Annotated in this window: 12 protein-coding genes; 6 read left to right on the forward strand and 6 right to left on the reverse strand. The window is 43.3% G+C overall.

All coding sequences use genetic code 11. From position 1 onward, the window contains the following. Positions 1 to 158: 158 nt before the first annotated feature. The 4 genes from B6K83_RS17310 to gorA all read right to left on the reverse strand — a co-directional run bounded on the left by B6K83_RS17310 (position 159) and on the right by gorA (position 9,413). Positions 159 to 3,008, reverse strand: coding sequence for a M16 family metallopeptidase (locus B6K83_RS17310; RefSeq protein ID WP_198951705.1), 2,850 nt, complete (start codon positions 3,006 to 3,008; stop codon positions 159 to 161). A gap of 877 nt (positions 3,009 to 3,885) precedes the next feature. Further along, entirely contained in the window at positions 3,886 to 6,630 is a 2,745-nt protein-coding gene (gene polA, locus B6K83_RS17315; RefSeq protein ID WP_085286121.1) for a DNA polymerase I, read from the reverse strand. 745 nt (positions 6,631 to 7,375) lie between these two features. Then, positions 7,376 to 7,870 (reverse strand): hypothetical protein, encoded by a 495-nt coding sequence (locus tag B6K83_RS17320; RefSeq protein WP_085286122.1) that lies wholly within the window; start codon positions 7,868 to 7,870, stop codon positions 7,376 to 7,378. Positions 7,871 to 8,060: 190 nt separating this feature from the next. Further along, positions 8,061 to 9,413, reverse strand: coding sequence for a glutathione-disulfide reductase (gene gorA, locus B6K83_RS17325; RefSeq protein WP_085286123.1), 1,353 nt, complete (start codon positions 9,411 to 9,413; stop codon positions 8,061 to 8,063). A gap of 169 nt (positions 9,414 to 9,582) precedes the next feature. Here gorA and prlC point away from each other — a divergent pair, with 169 nt between their 5' ends. From prlC to B6K83_RS17355, 6 genes are all read left to right on the forward strand, one after another. Further along, positions 9,583 to 11,625 carry an oligopeptidase A gene (gene prlC, locus B6K83_RS17330; RefSeq protein WP_085286124.1) on the forward strand — a complete coding sequence of 681 codons (2,043 nt, stop codon included), beginning with the start codon at positions 9,583 to 9,585 and terminating at the stop codon, positions 11,623 to 11,625. A gap of 4 nt (positions 11,626 to 11,629) precedes the next feature. Beyond that, the gene (locus B6K83_RS17335) at positions 11,630 to 12,328 is read left to right on the forward strand and encodes a DNA-3-methyladenine glycosylase I (protein ID WP_085286125.1); all 699 of its coding nucleotides are present in this window, start codon (positions 11,630 to 11,632) and stop codon (positions 12,326 to 12,328) included. Positions 12,329 to 12,346: 18 nt separating this feature from the next. After that, a complete protein-coding gene (locus B6K83_RS17340) occupies positions 12,347 to 13,138 on the forward strand; it encodes a class I SAM-dependent methyltransferase (protein WP_085286126.1) in 792 nt (263 codons plus the stop codon). A 161-nt stretch (positions 13,139 to 13,299) separates the two neighbouring features. Beyond that, the gene (locus tag B6K83_RS17345; protein WP_158088378.1) at positions 13,300 to 15,234 is read left to right on the forward strand and encodes a methyl-accepting chemotaxis protein; all 1,935 of its coding nucleotides are present in this window, start codon (positions 13,300 to 13,302) and stop codon (positions 15,232 to 15,234) included. Between the two features lie 141 nt (positions 15,235 to 15,375). Continuing rightward, positions 15,376 to 15,849, forward strand: a complete 474-nt coding sequence (locus B6K83_RS17350; RefSeq protein ID WP_085286128.1) for a peroxiredoxin — start codon at positions 15,376 to 15,378, stop codon at positions 15,847 to 15,849. Positions 15,850 to 16,090: 241 nt separating this feature from the next. Continuing rightward, on the forward strand, positions 16,091 to 17,227 hold the full coding sequence (locus B6K83_RS17355) for a BaiN/RdsA family NAD(P)/FAD-dependent oxidoreductase (protein ID WP_408607248.1): 1,137 nt from the start codon (positions 16,091 to 16,093) through the stop codon (positions 17,225 to 17,227). Here B6K83_RS17355 and B6K83_RS17360 read toward each other — a convergent pair. Together B6K83_RS17360 and B6K83_RS17365 are read right to left on the reverse strand one after the other, a co-directional pair. Then, positions 17,224 to 17,553 (reverse strand): DMT family transporter, encoded by a 330-nt coding sequence (locus tag B6K83_RS17360; RefSeq protein ID WP_085286130.1) that lies wholly within the window; start codon positions 17,551 to 17,553, stop codon positions 17,224 to 17,226. The genes B6K83_RS17355 and B6K83_RS17360 overlap by 4 nt on opposite strands. Positions 17,554 to 17,633: 80 nt before the next feature. Continuing rightward, complete coding sequence (locus tag B6K83_RS17365; RefSeq protein WP_085286131.1) at positions 17,634 to 17,915, reverse strand: hypothetical protein; 282 nt, start codon at positions 17,913 to 17,915, stop codon at positions 17,634 to 17,636. Positions 17,916 to 17,926 lie beyond the last annotated feature (11 nt).

Raw genomic sequence — 17,926 nt, forward strand, 5'->3', positions numbered from 1 at the left:
TCTTCAACTGATTCATAAACAAGCTCTAGTTCATTATTAAGCACAAAAAAATCCCCTCTGAAAATATCAGAGGGGATTATCTTATACTTGCAAGATCGTTCAACTATTTCTTAAACGATCGGCATTAACCTAAGGGTGGCCTTTTAGCTTCTTCTTACTTATAACTCGTGATCTATTACCTCATAACCAAGCGCCTGTAATTGCGGTTTAAGGGTTTTCGCGTCACCTACCACCACGATAAACATATCATTTAACACTAAGTGCTTTTTCGCTAAGGCATTAATTTCTGCTTTACTGATATTGGCAACAATGTCACTGCGTTTTTTCACAAAATCAGCGCTAAGATCATGCTCTAATATTTGCGCTAAAAAGCCTAGCTTACGGCGCGGGGTTTCATACTTTAACGCATCTTTTTGATTAATGGCATTGCGCATAAAGCGCAATTCTTGATCACTGATACCTTGCTCTGCATAGCGTTTAATTTCATTAACAAACTCAACAATAGCTTGGGCCGTAACATCAGCACGCACTTGCGCACTAGCGGTAAATGCACCCGAGAATTTGTCACCATGAAAATAGGACCGGGCACCATAGGTATAACCCTTGTCTTCTCGTAAATTTAAGTTAATGCGACTATTAAAAGCGCCCCCTAACGGAAAGTTCATTAAATAGGCTCGATAATACTCACCTGTAATATCTTGAGTAAGTGAGCGCTTACCAATGCGAATCGCCGATTGCGCTGCTTGCTCTTTATTAACTAAATAAATGACACCGGTTTGGGTCTTTGCATCAGGTAAATTAAGCGTCAAAGCTTTGCCCGCCCCAGTCATAGCTTTAAAGGGAGCGAGAGCCGCCAAAACTTGCGCTCGGCCAAGATCAGAGACCACTATCACTTGACTATTTTTCGGCTTAAACTGCTGTTGATAAAACGCTTGCACGTCGGCGAGTTCAATATTTGCCAAGGTGGCAGCAGTGCCTGAACTGGGCATGGCGGCAATGTTATCGCGGTGCAACAATTGTCGATATGCACTGGCGGCTAAATAACTGGCATCTTTTTTAGCATTGATGGCTGCTTGAATGGCATTATTTTTATTGCGCTCAAACTCAGTGGCCAAAAATGCCGGTGCGGTTAGCTTTTCATAAACTAAGGCTAACGTGGCATCTAGATGCTTAGTTAAGGCATTGATGTTAACGCTAAGGTACTGATTTCCCGCTGATATACTGACCGAAGCACCTAACTTCTGTAAGGCTTTACTCATATCTTCGCCACTACGTTTTTGGGTTGACTCATTCAACATTGCCGCTAACAAAGCCGCCGTACCCGCTTTATCTTGCGTTTGATAATAATGTCCTGCGGGAATTTTCAATAGCATTGAGGTGGTGGGAGTTTCGTGACTTTCTGTAGCTAAAATTTTCATGCCGTTGCTCAAGGTTTCTCGCCACATGCTAGGCACAGTAACGGCCTTGTTTGGCCCAGCTTTAGGCATGACTGAGCGGTCAAAGCTATCTACCGCTTTGCGAATATTTAGATCCGCAGCAGAGGTTGGCTTTGACTCTGGTATAACACGAGCCGGCACAGTAAAGTTGTCCGGTGCTGCCGCTAACGCGAGCTGACCTTTGGGCACTATGCTCATGATCACCGCGTGCTTACCTTTAAGGTATTTTTTGTAAACTCGCATCACATCAGCTTTTGTTACCTCAGCGTAGCGGGTAATATCTTTTGCAATGTAATTAGGGTTACCTGTAAAGGTTTCGTTAGCTGCTAATTGACTGACTTTACCGGCAACACTTTGTAAGCCAAAAACAAAACTCGCTTCCATTTGTGCTTTCGCTTTAATCAGATCATCATCTTCAACGCCCCGTTGCTCAAACTCACGCAAGCTAGCACGAATCACGGCTTCTATGTCGGCTAAATTTTTACCCGCAGCAGGGTGTGGCAAAGCAAATAAATTAAAGGTACAGGCTAATTCTGCACAGGGGTGGCTGACCGAGGCCTGCACCGCCAGCTGATTTTTCACTAGGTTTTTATACAGTATAGATGTTTTGCCTGCCCCTAAAATGCTCGATAATATATCTAACGGCGCTTCATCTTGATGACGAATGCTAACCGTTGGATATGACATATACACTAAGGGTAAATGGACATTATCTTCCATCGATATATAGCGATCAGCAACAAGACTAAAACTGGGTTTTTCGGGCGCGTGCACGGCAGGCCCGCTTGGAATACTGGCAAAGTATTTTTTCACCAACGCCAACGTTTCTGCTACGTCAATATCCCCGCCAATAGTTAACGTGGCATTATTAGGACCATACCAGCGTAAAAAGAACGCTTTTAAATCGTTAACATTAACGCGATTAAGATCTTCAATATAGCCGATAGTTTGCCAAGAGTATGGATGACCCGGCGGATACATGGCTTCAGCAACACGCTCTCGTAATAAGCCATAGGGTTGATTATCGTAGCTTTGACCACGCTCATTTTTTACCGTTTCTCGCTGTATCTCAAATTTTTCTTGAGTGACGGCATCAAGCAAAAAACCCATGCGATCGGCTTCAAGCCAAAGCACTTTCTCTAATTGATTCGCAGGTACGGTTTGAAAATAGTTGGTGCGATCACTGTTCGTGGTGCCATTGAGTGTGCCCCCAGATTCGGTAATTATTTTAAAGTGCTCATCGTCTGCTACATGCTCTGAGCCCTGAAACATCATATGCTCAAAAAAATGAGCAAAGCCTGACTTACCAAGCTCTTCACGGGCAGAGCCAACATGATAAGTTACATCAACATGTACTAAGGGATCTGAGCTGTCTTGATGGAGAATTAACGTTAAGCCATTATCAAGCACATATTTTTGATAAGGAATTACAGTTTTACCCGGTTGACTCGGCACCTGCTCAACAAAGCTAACCCCAGTCAACGCATTTTTTGCCGTGCTAGCGCTTTGTGTTTGGGTACTTTCACAACTCCATAGCGATATAACTAGCGGTAATAACAGCCATTTTTTCAAAATCTAATCCTTAATAATGTGAACATTCATGTAGTGGTATCTTAATTGCCAACTAAAGCATTATCAACTCAGCGGCACAGTGGCAACACTAACACGAATATTATGGCGGCTATTGACCTTGCTCATGAAGAAAAGTTCACCAACTAAAGCGGTGCAGTATTGAGGAAAAAACCACACAAATTCGGCGGCGCTAAGCAGAGCAATCGCGCGGTTATTGGTTGATCAATGTTTATTACAAACCCTTAGCCCAAAAAAAAGCAGCTAATATAGCTGCTTTTTACTCGCACCAACTGACTTACTCTTCTTCAGTCGTTGATGACTCTTCTGCTTGTTCTTGCTCGGCTACCGGCTCATGCGCTTCGCCACCACATTGACCACAACATCCCATAGTTATTCTCCGCTGATTGTTAATGAGTGCAGTGTACCAAGGCTAAAAACTGCGGTTATTGATCAAAATCAGATATTAGGCGTATTGCGAACATGCTGCTATTTTAATGTCGCATGCATGGTACTGCATAGCTATGCAACTTTATGTAATAAAATTACATTTATTTTTAACATGGACGATTGATGAGTAAATGTCAAAAGCTTGATTTCGAGATAAAAAAAGCCGATAACAAAAGTTACCGGCCTGAAAGCTATGAGGAAAGCTCTAAAATACAAATTATTACAACAAGAGTTCGCTTTAGGAACAAGGCAATTATAGAGCAACAGCTCTAAGTTTGTAAAGACCATTATGTAATTTTTTTACATTTTTAATAATTTATGCCTATAAAAGTGACCCTCAATACTTTAGTCCCGCAAATTTTGCCGTAAAAAAAGCTCCATGTAGGAGCCTTTTAATTGCTAAGCATTGTCGCGCTAGCCTTAAATTTTGCTAATGCGCCTGCTCCCAGTTATCCCCCACGCCGGCTTCAGCAATTAATGGCACACTCATAGTGACAGTATTGTTCATGATTTCGACGATAGCTGCTGTGGTCTCTTCAACGATATCTTGATGAATTTCAAATATTAATTCATCGTGCACCTGCATGGTCATTTTTATTCTGTCATCGTTTTGTTGTTGTATCCAAGCATCAACATCTAGCATGGCCTTCTTGATAATGTCCGCTGCCGTACCTTGCATAGGCGCATTAATAGCGGCTCGCTCAGCGGCCTTTTTACGCATCGCGTTCTTTGCTTTTATATCGGGTAAATATAACCGACGACCAAATAAAGTTTCTACATACCCGTCATCACTCGCTTGTTGACGGGTATCGTCCATGTATTTAGCAACATTGGGATAACGCTCAAAATATTTATCCATATAAGCTTGTGCAGTATGGCGTGGTACATGTAACTGTTTTGCCAAGCCAAAGGCCGACATGCCGTAAATCAAGCCAAAATTCACCGCTTTAGCACTTCGGCGCTGATCGCTGGTCACTTCATCAAGTGGTACAGCAAAAATTTCAGCGGCAGTCGCCTTATGTACATCTTTACCTTCAGAAAACGCTTTTACTAACCCAGGGTCATCTGATAAGTGCGCCATAATACGCAGCTCTATTTGTGAATAATCTATGGCAACAATTTTATGCTCTGGCGGTGCAATAAAAGCTAAACGAATTTTGCGGCCTTCTTCACTGCGAATCGGAATGTTTTGCAGGTTAGGATCTGTTGATGATAACCGCCCTGTTGCCGTTACGGCTTGATGGTAAGAGGTATGCACTCGATTGGTTTTTGGCTGAACTAATAGCGGCAGCTTATCTGTATAAGTAGACTTAAGTTTACTTAAACCACGGTTTTCTAGAATCACCTTAGGTAAAGGATAGTCCAGTGCTAATTCCTGTAATACTTCTTCTGCGGTAGAAGGTGCGCCTTTAGGCGTTTTTTTAATTACGGGTATTTCTAGCTCTTCAAATAAAATTACTTGTAATTGTTTGGGTGAGCTTAAATTAAAGCTTTTTCCGGCAATATTGTGCGCTTCTATTTCTAGTTCTGATAATCGTGTCGCTATGGTTTGGCTTTGTTGAGCCAGCATATCACAGTCAATTAACACGCCATTTTGCTCCATGCGAGCTAGCACAGGTAACAGCGGTATTTCAATGTCGTTATAAACTGATAGTTGTGACGGGATTTTTGCCAGTTGTGGATAAATGGCTTGATGCAAGCGTAAGGTAATATCCGCGTCTTCTGCGGCATAATGCCCTGCCTTTTCAATGTCTATTTGATTAAAGGTCAGTTGTTTTGCACCTTTTCCGGCTATGTCTTCAAAATGTACGGTTTTATACCCTAAATATTTTTCGGCTAACGCGTCCATATTATGCCGAGTGGCAACACTGTTCAGGCAATACGACTCCAGCATAGTATCAAATGCAATACCTTGCATAGCGATGCCATAATGTGACAGCACATTGGCGTCATACTTAAGGTTTTGCCCGACTTTCAGCACACTATCACTTTCTAGTAACGGTTTAAGTGCCGCCAATACCCAGTCTAGATCAAGCTGCTCAGGCGCATCGGCATAGTCATGAGCTAAGGGAACATAAGCGGCCTTACCCACTTCTACGCAAAATGATAAACCCACCAGTTTTGCCTGCATATAATCAAGGCTAGTGGTTTCAGTATCAAAGGCAAAAAGCTTAGCAGCGTTAAGTTTTTCTAACCAAGTATTAAAGCTTGCTTGATCCCGTATGATGTCATATTCAGCAACAACTTCAGGACTGTTTTGTTGCCCTGCTGTGTCTTGTGCGTCTGCGTCTTGCTCGTCGCTGTCACTGTTTTTATCTAAATCGGCTAATAAACGTCGCAACTCATATTTTTTATACAAGGCTCTTAAGGTTTCAGTATCTGCTGTAGCAGGCTTTAATTCAGTAACTGATTGCTCCAATTCTACATCGAGTTTGATGGTGGCCAGCTCATAAGACAGTGGTAAGTGCGCTAGTGCGCTGCGTAAATTTTCACCAACCTTACCCTTGACTTCATTGGCATGCGCCATGACTTCTTGCAAGCTTGGATATTTAGCAAGCCATTTTACTGCGGTTTTGGGACCACACTTATCAACGCCCGGAATATTATCAACTTTGTCGCCGACTAAAGCGAGGTAATCAATGATTTGATCAGGACGCACGCCAAACTTTTCAATTACTGCGGCTTCATCCATTTCCACATTGGTCATGGTATTAATCAACCGAACATGTGGGTTTACCAATTGCGCCATGTCTTTATCGCCAGTTGAGATCACCGTCTCGATACCCAGTGCGGTTGCTTGGTGCGACAAAGTGCCAATCACATCATCCGCTTCAACCCCCTCAACGACTAATAAAGGTAAGCCCATGGCGGCAATAATGTCATGAATAGGCGCAATTTGGCTGCGTAAGTCATCAGGCATAGGCGGACGATTTGCTTTGTACTCGGCGTACATGTCGTTACGAAACGTTTTACCTTTAGCGTCAAAAACTACAACAACATTGCCATTGGGGTAGTCTTTTTTTAGGCTTCTGATCATATTTAACACCCCGGTTATAGCACCGGTAGGTTGACCATCAGCGGTGGACAAGGCTTGTAAATATGGCACGTGATAGGCACGGAATAAATAAGAAGAACCATCGACTAAAATGAGTGGGGATTGGTCAGCAGTTGGCATGATAATTTTTTAACTTGGAGAAAGATGCGCTAAGCATGCCATAATCGGCAAATTCTCTCTAGCACTACATGAAATTTACCACACGAAAATTACCATCCCTGTGGATAAGTTTGTTGAAAAACACGAAAAAATGCCATTAAGAATTATCATCCTTAACGGTATTTATAATTTAACTAGTTGTATTTAATGGAAAAAGGTAAGGCAGAAATCCTTTTCACATCTTTATTATTTTTTTTATACAATGTGGATAAATAATTATCTAGGCTTAATTTTTATTGGTCAATAATCGAGCTATAAAATTAAGCAAGCTAAGAGATTACCAGAAAACTGTGCCATTACCAGACAATTATTAAACTATTTTTACCGTCAAATCCTAACTAGAAATAACAAAAAAACATAAGCTAGATTGCACAAGGGCTAGCACTATATTGTCCGTTATTTTTAGCTATTTATTTCTGCTGCTTGCGTGTGAAAATTACAATATCAAGCAATAGTTATACCTGAATTATCAGTTACGCGTGTTACTGCGCAGCAAGTTAATGGCTGATCATTTAACACTCAAAAAAACGGGCTTCATCCAACAACTTTACAAAGCGTTGATATTACCCAAGAGATGGTAAAGGCAGCGACATGGATTGTGTTTTTCCAGCGTAGCCCGCCACTATCTTTATTTTACTAACGAGCTAGTAACCGAAATGAACAAGGGCAAAACATAGCGCTAGCTTTATTCGCCCTAGTGCGCAAGTTAATGCACTAAATCTTGCCATTGAGGGTCGTTAAAGTAGCGTGGATAATCTTGTAATGCTTGAATTACCGCCACCGCGCCTTGTTTCTGGTCTTGATTACTTTTCATGGTAGCACTGGCTCGCATCACTTTGGCAAGTAAAATATGCAACTGCGCATCGGCATCGGCTGGCAGCTGACAATGTTCAAACAAATAATGTAATTGTTGATCAAGTTGTTTAGCCAAAGCTTGGTATTGCAAGGCCGAAAACTTGTCATAATGTATCGCGTCTATATTGGCCACTAGCGCTGACTTTATATTATTCATGCCCAAGTGTAGGCTTTCATCTATCGGCCATTTTTTGCCATTATCTAAGGTCAATGCCGCGGTATTATGGTCATGATGATCTTGATGTTGGTGGCTTTTATGTTGCTCGTGATTGTGTGTTTGTGCAAGCACAGGCACAGTTAACATTAACACTGTGGTTATCAACACGCCTAAATGGTTTGCTTTCATTTCAACTTCTTAATTTTGCCTAACAAATAACATTAAGCGCTAAACCAACTAGCAAGGATGATAGATAGCGCTATAACCGTAGGCTAACCCAATAACGTCAGCTTGGCTGACTCATACTGAGTTAGCGCACAGTACCCTATTATTATTTTATATTTCAATAGATTAACAGCAGCACCAACCCCCGCCTTGCTTACATAGTCACAAACTCTTCTGCAGACGTGGGGTGAATTGCTACCGTATTGTCAAAGTCAGCTTTAGTGGCGCCCATTTTCATCGCCACGGCAAAGCCTTGTAATAATTCATCACTGCCAAAGCCAATACTATGAATACCAACAATCTTTTCTTCTTTACCCACGCATACTAACTTCATGCGCGTTGGGTCGCGATAATCTTGGGTGATCGCTTGATACAAAGCGGTAAACTGTGAATTGTAAACTTTTACATTCTCTGCGCCATACTCGGCTATCGCTTCTAGCTCAGTCAAACCTACGGTACCTATGACTGGGTGACTAAACACTACGGTGGCAATGTTAGAATAATCTAAATGCTCATAGGGCTTATTGTTAAACAGTCGCTCACATAAACGCCGACCTGCCGCAACCGCGACTGGCGTAAGTTGTGCTCGGCCGGTATTGTCGCCAACCGCATAAATACCTGACACCTTAGTATTTTGATATTTATCAGTAGTAATAAAGCCGCGCTCGTCAGTTTCAACGCCTGCTGCCGCTAAATTAATATTATCTGTGGCGGGCTCTCGGCCTATGGCCCAAATTAAACAATCTACCGGCCCAACACTATGGCCATTTTCTAAGTGAATAGTCAGCTGTCCATCACTGTGTTTTTCAACCCGCGTTGGTACACTCATGGTGTGTAAAGTCGGGCCATGTTTAGCCATTTGCTCCACTAAAGTATCGCTGAGCATATCGTCAAAACCGCGCAGTGGTTTTTCTTTACGCACCAATAAGTGCGACTCGCTACCTAGAGCATGCAAAACGCCGGCAAGTTCAACGGCAATATAGCCGGCACCTACCACAGCCACTTTTTTCGGTTGCTCGGTTAACGCAAAAAAGCCGTCTGAGTCAATGCCGTGCTCGGCCCCTTCAATATCAGGTCGAGTCGGGCGACCACCAGTGGCAATAGTAATATGATCCGCTGTGTATAAAGTGCCATCTACCTCAAGGGTATTTTCATTCACGAATTTAGCAAAACCATTGATGACGGTAACCTCATTACTGGCAAAACCACGCTGGTACGCGGCATGAATCCGCTCAATATAGGCTTCGCGGTTTTTCACTAAAGTAGACCAATCAAAAGCTTGCAATGGCGCTTTAAAACCGTAGTCGTTGGCATAGTGTAAGGCATCTGCAATTTGTCCGGCATACCACATGGCTTTTTTCGGCACACAACCCACATTCACACAAGTACCACCAATATGTTTAGCTTCAATAACGGCCGCTTTTTTACCTAACCGTGCGGCTCTATTGGCTGACGCTATGCCGCCACTGCCAGCACCAATTGCGATATAATCAAAATGTTGTGTCATATTTAAATTCCTGTGTGATTGTCTTCAACTATATTGGACTTAACACGCGAAAATTCAAGCACTGAGATCAAGTTCGCGCTTTGCCATCGACAAATATTCTTCTATACCTTGATTATCGAGGCATTTGCCATTACATCTAAAGCATCATTTAGCAACACACGCGACATTTATGAGCAATCCTTTATTACAAACTACGCCGTTACCACAATTTTCCAAAATTAAGCCAGAGCATATTAAGCCAGCCGTTGAACACGCGATCAGCAATTGTAAAAACACTATTGCCGAGGTTCTAGCTAACAACACTGAATTTAGTTGGGCTAATTTAGTGGCACCAATTGATGAGGCAGATGACGTATTAAGTAAATTGTGGTCGCCAGTTTCACACATGAACTCTGTGGTTAACAGCGATGAACTGCGCGAGGCGTATGAATCATGCTTACCGTTATTGTCGGAATACGGCACTTTTGTCGGTCAGCACGCTGGCTTATTCGCGGCGTACCAACAGTTACATGACAGTGCTGAATTTAACCGATTAAGCACAGCGCAACAAAAAGTGATCACCAACGCGCTGCGCGACTTTAAGCTTTCGGGTATCGCCCTCAATGCACAAGACCAAAAGCGTTACGGCGAAATTGCCACCCGACTCTCTGAGCTTAGCTCTAGTTTTGGTAATAATGTGCTCGACGCCACGCATGCCTTTAGCGTAAATATTACCGACGAAGCCGAGCTTACCGGCTTGCCAGACAGTGCAAAAGAGGCAGCTAAAGCCTTGGCGCAATCACAAGATAAGCCGGGCTGGGTATTTACCTTAGATATTCCAAGCTATTTACCGGTAATGACCTATTGCGATAATCAAGCACTACGGGAAAAAATGTACCGTGCTTATGTGACCCGTGCTTCTGAAATTGGCCCTAATGGCGGTGAATTTGATAACAGCCCGATCATGACTGAAATTTTGGCCTTACGTCACGAGCTCGCTAATTTACTGGGTTTTAGCAACTATGCCGAAATGTCGCTAGCCACTAAAATGGCTAAAAATACCACTGAAGTATTAAGCTTTCTTGAAAACCTAGCGCAAAAGTCAAAAGCCCAAGGCCAGCAAGACTTAGCAGAAGTCAGCGATTTTGCCCGCGAACAATATCAACAAACCCAATTACAGGCGTGGGACTTACCTTATTACAGTGAAAAACTTAAACAAGCACGATATGCCATTTCAGATGAAGAGCTACGCCCTTATTTTCCTGAAAACAAAGTCGTTGCCGGTTTATTTGAGGTAGTGCAACGCTTGTTTGGCTTAACCATCAGCGAATGTCACGATATAGATACTTGGCATAAAGACGTTAAGTTTTATCAAGTATTTGACAGCAATAAAAACTTGCGCGGTAGCTTTTATTTTGATCTCTACGCCCGAGCACAAAAACGCGGCGGCGCTTGGATGGATGACTGTGTTGGTCGTCGTGAGTTAGCCAATGGCGAGATTCAATACCCAGTTGCCTATCTAACCTGTAACTTTAATGGCCCTGTTGGCGACAAACCGGCATTATTTACCCATGACGAAGTAGTGACCTTATTCCACGAATTTGGCCACGGTATTCACCACATGCTGACACAAATAAATGCCGCCGGTGTTGCCGGTATTAACGGCGTGCCATGGGATGCCGTGGAATTACCCAGCCAATTTTTAGAAAATTGGTGTTGGCAGCCAGAAGCACTGGCTTTTATTTCGGGACACTATCAAACCGGCGCACCGCTCCCACAAGATATGCTCGAAAAAATGCTAGCGGCGAAAAATTTTCAATCGGCGATGCAAATGATCCGTCAATTAGAGTTCAGCCTCTTTGACTTTAAAATGCACGCCCAGTATTCACCTGAAAAAGGTGATGAAATTCAGCAAGTGCTCAACCAAGTTCGTGATGACTACGCGGTGATTAAAGCACCTGAGTTTAATCGTTTTCAACACAGTTTTGGTCATATTTTTGCTGGCGGTTACGCCGCAGGCTATTACAGCTATAAATGGGCAGAAGTGCTTTCGGCCGATGCCTTTTCGCGCTTTGAAGAAGAAGGCATTTTCAACTCAGCTGTTGGTCATGACTTTTTAACCAATATTCTAGAAATGGGCGGTTCTAAAGAGCCGAGTGAATTATTTAAAGCCTTCCGTGGTCGCGAGCCAGCAATAGAAGCGTTATTACGCCACAGCGGCATCACGGGTTAACGTTATGGCATTAGAGTCGCTAGAGGATATTTATTTACGCGCCGCCGCCCGCAAAGGCGGCGTCAGTAAACTTAACCTTTTACTGGGTCCAAGCCAGCAAGACAGTCATTTAACCAAGCTAACTGACGATCGCTTTTTAGCCGAATTCAGCAAAAAGATTTTTCAATCTGGCTTTGTCTGGCGGGTAGTGGAAAATAAATGGCCAAACTTTGAAGAAAGTTTTTTCCACTTTAATATCGAAAAAATTTTGATGATGCCAGAGGAAATGCTGGAGCGAAAAGCCAGTGATCCAAAAATTATTCGCAATTTTAACAAGGTAAAAACCATTAAAGCCAACGCGCAAATGATATTTGAGCAACAGCAACAAGGGCACAGCTTTGCTGAGTTTATTGCGCAATGGCCTAGCGACAACATTATTGGTTTATGGGCGTATTTGAAAAAACATGGCCAACGCCTTGGCGGCAATACCGGCCCTTACGCACTGCGCGCCTTAGGTAAAGACACCTTTATTTTGAGTCGCGATGTAGAAGCCTATTTTCGCGCCCATGATATTATCACTGGCGGTATTCAAACAAAATCAAGCTTAAATGCCATTCAAGCCAGTTTTAATCACTGGCAACAACAAGGTGACTTATCATTAAGTCAATTAAGCCGTTTACTTGCTTATGCAACGGGCGACAATCATATTCAAATTGAAGATTAACAATGATAGTGAGTAACAATGGCCAATAATATTGCCATCGCTTATGTCGACAGTATCGACGTAGCAAAAGCAAAGCGCATTGCCCAACAATGGCAACTCGATTATATCGGCGATATTGCCGCGGCAAAAAATCACCCGCATTTACAGTTTGTATTACAAGTGAACTTACAGCGCTTAGAGTTGAAAAAACTTGATGAGCCTAAACTTGGCGCTATTTGCGTTGATTTTGTTGACGGCGCCACCGCACATAGGCGCAAATTTGGCGGCGGACGTGGCCAAGACATTGCAAAAGCGGTGGGTTTAAAGCATGGCTTTACCCCGCATGTGCTCGATGCCACCGCCGGCTTAGGACGTGATGCCTTTGTGTTAGCCACCTTAGGGTGTCATGTTACCATGATGGAGCGTATGCCCATTGTAGCTACGTTACTTGAAGATGGCTTGGCACGCGCCCAACTTAGCACCGACGTGAACGATATTACTGAGCGCATGCAGTTAATACATGCCTCATCCATTGCCGACATGAACTTAGCACAGCAACCGGATGTAATTTATCTTGACCCTATGTACCCACATCGCGAAAAATCTGCCGCGGTGAAAAAAGAAATGCGCGTGTTTCAATCCTTAGTGGGTGAAGATCTCGATGCTGACCATTTATTAGCGCCAGCCTTAGCGCTAGCAAAATACCGTGTGGTGGTAAAACGCCCCAGTTATGCACCGCCACTGGCCGGTAAAGCCCCTTCAACCAGTATCAATATGAAAAAAAATCGCTTCGATGTTTATGTTAATCAAGCTATTCCGAAAAATAACTAGGGCTATCGAAGAACGCTTCTCGCCAGCCCCTTAACCATTGCTTCACCCTGCACCAGTCATAAAGTTGTCATATGAGTGTCACCTAACGGTAACCGCACTGTCATACAAAAACGTGAAAATTCGCCATCGTTTAGAAACATTAATAACAGGGTAGGATGCCAGTGCGAGTTTCAAGTTTTTCAAAAATTTCCGTGATCGCCGTGAGCTTATTTGTCACGGTTTTTTTAACCACTATGTACCACGTTGGTACCTCACTCACCGCAAGTCGTGTACAACTCGCCGATTACCAAGCACTTAAATCAGCCACCACAGTGACATTTTATCGCACCATTGCCCAATACCTGCAATCGGGCGATGCCACTTTACTCACCCAAGCACAACAGCAATTGCTGCAGATCAAGGCGCAGAGCAAACAACTTAATCTCGCCAAATTAACGGCTAATATTGCACAGCATATTGCTAAACTCGACCATAACATCAGCACGAAATATCGTGCCATAGGCAAGCTAAGTGGCGACCCATTAGCGCTGCTGCGCAACGCCGAACAAAGCATGTTGTCACTCAGCTTTATGCTAACCCAGTATGCCCAGCAAAGTGCCGTATTAAACCAACAGCAGCAGCTTGACTATTTAAGCCAACTACACCTTATTACAAACGTCATAAATGAGCTGATCCATAGCCGAGAAAAATACTTTGTCACCGATACGGCAAATCACGACCATATCAAGGCTATCAGCGATGAATTAAACGCCGCAGTCAGTAAACTAAAAGCATTACCTGCTTTAGCGATTAATGCCGAGTTTGACTCCGATGATTTTTTTGCCGATGTTGAAGACAATGAAGACTTAGCAGATGAGGCAATAAATGAGCTAAGTTCCTTAGCAAACAGGTACCTAACAGAATTTAACAACACCACGTCCTTTAAACACAATAGCCAACAAGGCATGCAACAATTAGTGGCGGATGTTGAAGCTTTAGAGCAACTTATACTAACCGGCGAAAACACAATTCTAACTGAGCAAAAACAATTAAATCGGCAATTAATGTTCATTGTTATCGGCTTAACGACATTTTTAATGCTGTTTTTAATCACCAATTATGCCTTGCAGCACAGGGTGATTTTAAAACCATTGCGTAAATTACGCGATAGCTTTGTCGCTTTAGTCGAGCAAGGTAAAGTTGATAATATTCAAGGCGTTTCCGCCAAAACAGAGCTAGGTGAAATATCAACAAGCTTTAATCAACTGGTCAATAAGCTCGCGCATGATGACCGAGAAAAAGCCCATCAACTGGATCTGGTCGCTAAGGCACTCACTGCAATGGAGTGCCAGGTTCAAAATATCTATCAATCGTCCGCCAGCACCAGTGAACATGTGCAAGGTGCGCGCCAGATTATGGCCGCACTCGGACAAGCCACGGAAACTGTTAACGACTTGTCAGGGCAAGTGGTTGACAATGCCCAAACCACGCAACAAGCCATGGAAGTCAGTCAAGCCCATGTTGGTCAAGTATTAAAAGCCAGTGCCTCGACCAATATTGCCGCACAACAAAGTAAAAACGCCATCAGCTCGCTGTCACAATCAGTGCACAGCGTCACCTCAATTGTAGATGTGATTGCCGCGATTGCTGATCAAACTAACTTACTGGCATTAAATGCCGCAATTGAAGCGGCACGCGCAGGTGAACACGGGCGAGGATTTTCTGTGGTGGCTGACGAAGTTAGGCAGTTAGCAGGCAAAACCCAAAGCTCGTTACAGCAAATTTCCGCTAAACTCGAACAATTGCAAAGTGCGACCACGTCAATTCAGTCGACTATTATCGATATTGAAACCGCCTCAGCAAATCAACAAAGTATTGCCGATCAACTACAGCAAACAGCCATTGAAGTCACCGAACAAGCAAAAGTTTCCGCCGAAGTGGCCTTAGATACCTTAGCGCAAATTACTCGACAACGAGAGCACTTCATCAGCTTTGAAACGGCCATGAGCCATGTCGACCATGAGGTTAGCCAATCACAACAATTAGCCGAAAATATTGCCCACGATGTCAGTAGTCATGTTGCAGGTATTAGTGAAACCTTGCAACAAGCGAGCTAGAGAGCTAATTTTAATGGCTATCACGGTGTTTTTATGAAGTAATAGTCAGCATTACTTCATAAAATAAATGCTATTTAACGCTGAAATAGCGTTATGATGAATACTCACTTATCCATAGCGCTCACGACATAAGGAAAAATTATGATCACCATTAATGCAACTATGCCAGCGGGACAATTACAAGAGCTCAAAGACGGCGAAGTCGTCAATCACGATACCACCAAGCTGTTTGCCAACAAAAAAGTGGTGATGTTTGCCGTACCAGGCGCATTTACCCCAACCTGCTCTGTGGCACATTTACCTGGCTATGTGGTTTCAGCTGATGAACTCAAAGCTAAGGGTGTCGACGCTATTATTTGTGTCTCAGTTAATGACGCTTTTGTAATGGCCGCTTGGGGTAAAGCACAAAATGCCGAAAATTTAATGATGTTAGCGGATGGCGATGGCAGCTACACCAAAGCCTTAGGTTTAACAATGGACACTGCTGCGTTTGGTGGCGTTCGTTCACAGCGTTACTCTATGATCATCGACAATGGCGTGGTGACTAACTTAAACATTGAAAAACCAAAAGAGTTTGAAGTCAGTAACGCTGAAACCATTATTAACCAGTTATAAGCACCAGATATAACAGCAAATAACACCAAGTGCCGCTAAGCCGAGTGTTATTTGCTGTATTAGGGCTTTTCGTTACTTGCAAAGCCGCTAAGCCCCTGAATAGCCCCACCGCAAAACTTACCGTTAGCTTATCGCCCTACTGCGCTATCTAACGTATAATGCCGACACATTAAGCATAAGTTAGGTTATTTCGTTGATATTTTCTGATGTTGTTATTATTGGCGCCGGTGCCGCAGGGTTAATGGCTGCAGCTACTGCTGGCTATCGAGGACGCACCGTGACCGTCGTAGACATGGGCAAAAAGCCGGGTCGAAAAATATTAATTTCTGGCGGCGGTCGTTGTAATTTTACCAATGAAAACGCCAAAGCTGAAAACTACCTATGCCACAACCCCCATTTTGCCAAGTCAGCCCTGAGCCGTTATAGCGCACAAGACTTTATCGACTTGGTAGACCGCCATGGTCTGAATTATCACCATAAAACCTTAGGGCAACTGTTTTGCGATCATGGCGCGCAAGACATAGTCGATATTTTGCTGACCGAATGTGAATGGGCTGGAGTCAACATAGCCCTGCGCAGCGAAGTGCTTTCGGTTAATAAAAATGCCACCGGCTATGAAGTTATCACCTCAAATGAGCGCTATCAATGTGAATCGCTAGTGGTTGCCTCGGGTGGCTTAACTATGCCCAAGCTCGGTGCTAGCCCCATTGGCTATAAAATTGCCGAACAATTTGGTTTAAATGTATTACCGACCATGGCGGCACTCGTGCCCTTTACCTTGCACGAGCACGACAAACAGCGCTTTGACGGTTTATCAGGTATTAGCATTGCCACCGAAGTAAGCAGTGAAGACGGCACCCGTTTTAAAGAAAACATTTTATTTACTCACCGCGGTTTATCTGGCCCCGCTATTTTGCAAATTTCATCGTTTTGGCGCTCAGGGCAAGCGGTAACCATTAACTTACTGCCAGAAACCCCAATCACAGAGCTTATCAGACAGTGGCGGGAGCTACATGGTCAAAAGTCCTTAAAAAATATGCTCAGTACTGTGTTACCTAAACGCTTTATCGACAGCTTGATAAAGCACAAACACATTAGCGATAAAACCCTTAACCAAATCAGTAATGACGATGTTAGCTACCTCGGCCAATACTTACACCAATGGCAAATAAAACCCAATGGCACTGAAGGTTACCGCACCGCCGAAGTCACCTTAGGCGGCGTTGACACCGACGAACTATCATCCAAAACTTTCGAAGCAAAAAAAGCCCAAGGCTTATATTTTATTGGTGAAGTGATTGATGTTACCGGTTGGCTAGGGGGTTATAACTTCCAGTTCGCGTGGAGCAGTGGTGTAGCCTGTGGGCAAGCGGTTTAATGACTTACCGTTTTTGAAAAAACATTAATAACAATAACGCCCGTCAAAATTAACCCCATACCGAGCACGGCGGGTAAATCGGGCGTTTCTTCAAATAAAATAGCGCTTATTGCGGCAATTAAAACTATGCCAACGCCAGCCCAAATCGCATAGGCAATACCCACGGAAACCGTTTTTAATACCAGTGCTAAAAAGTAAAACGATGCAATGTAAGCGATAATACAAACACTGCTTGATGCTGTATTTGTAAAACCGTTTGATTGCTTTAACGCTAAGGTGCCAATAACCTCAGACACAATAGCCAGTGCTAAATACCAGTAGCCCATACTTATTCCTTCAGAAAATACCACAAGCCAAACCGGCTGGCAGTTTGATTAGATATTACGATGATTTTATCTCATAGCTGTTAATGAGATCTGCCATTAGCTTTGACTTTACCTTGCTTGGTTTTGTTCAGCGCCAGCTGAGCAGAAATGCTTAACACAACACCAGAAATAAGCGTCAACATTGCCACCCCAAACATGGCATTGTCGTGTGCTTTAAAAGCTAGCAGGTAAATACTAAATAAGATAAAGCACCAGCCAACAAGCACAAAAAGTTTTGCATGTTTTGTAAGCAATCCTGGTGGCTTCACTTTATTCATTCTACGTTGAACAGAGCTTTTACGCTTGTGCTTTTTGCTGGGCATTAGTCTCTCCT

It is taken from the genome of Colwellia chukchiensis, assembly GCF_002104455.1.
GTDB lineage: Bacteria > Pseudomonadota > Gammaproteobacteria > Enterobacterales > Alteromonadaceae > Cognaticolwellia > Cognaticolwellia chukchiensis.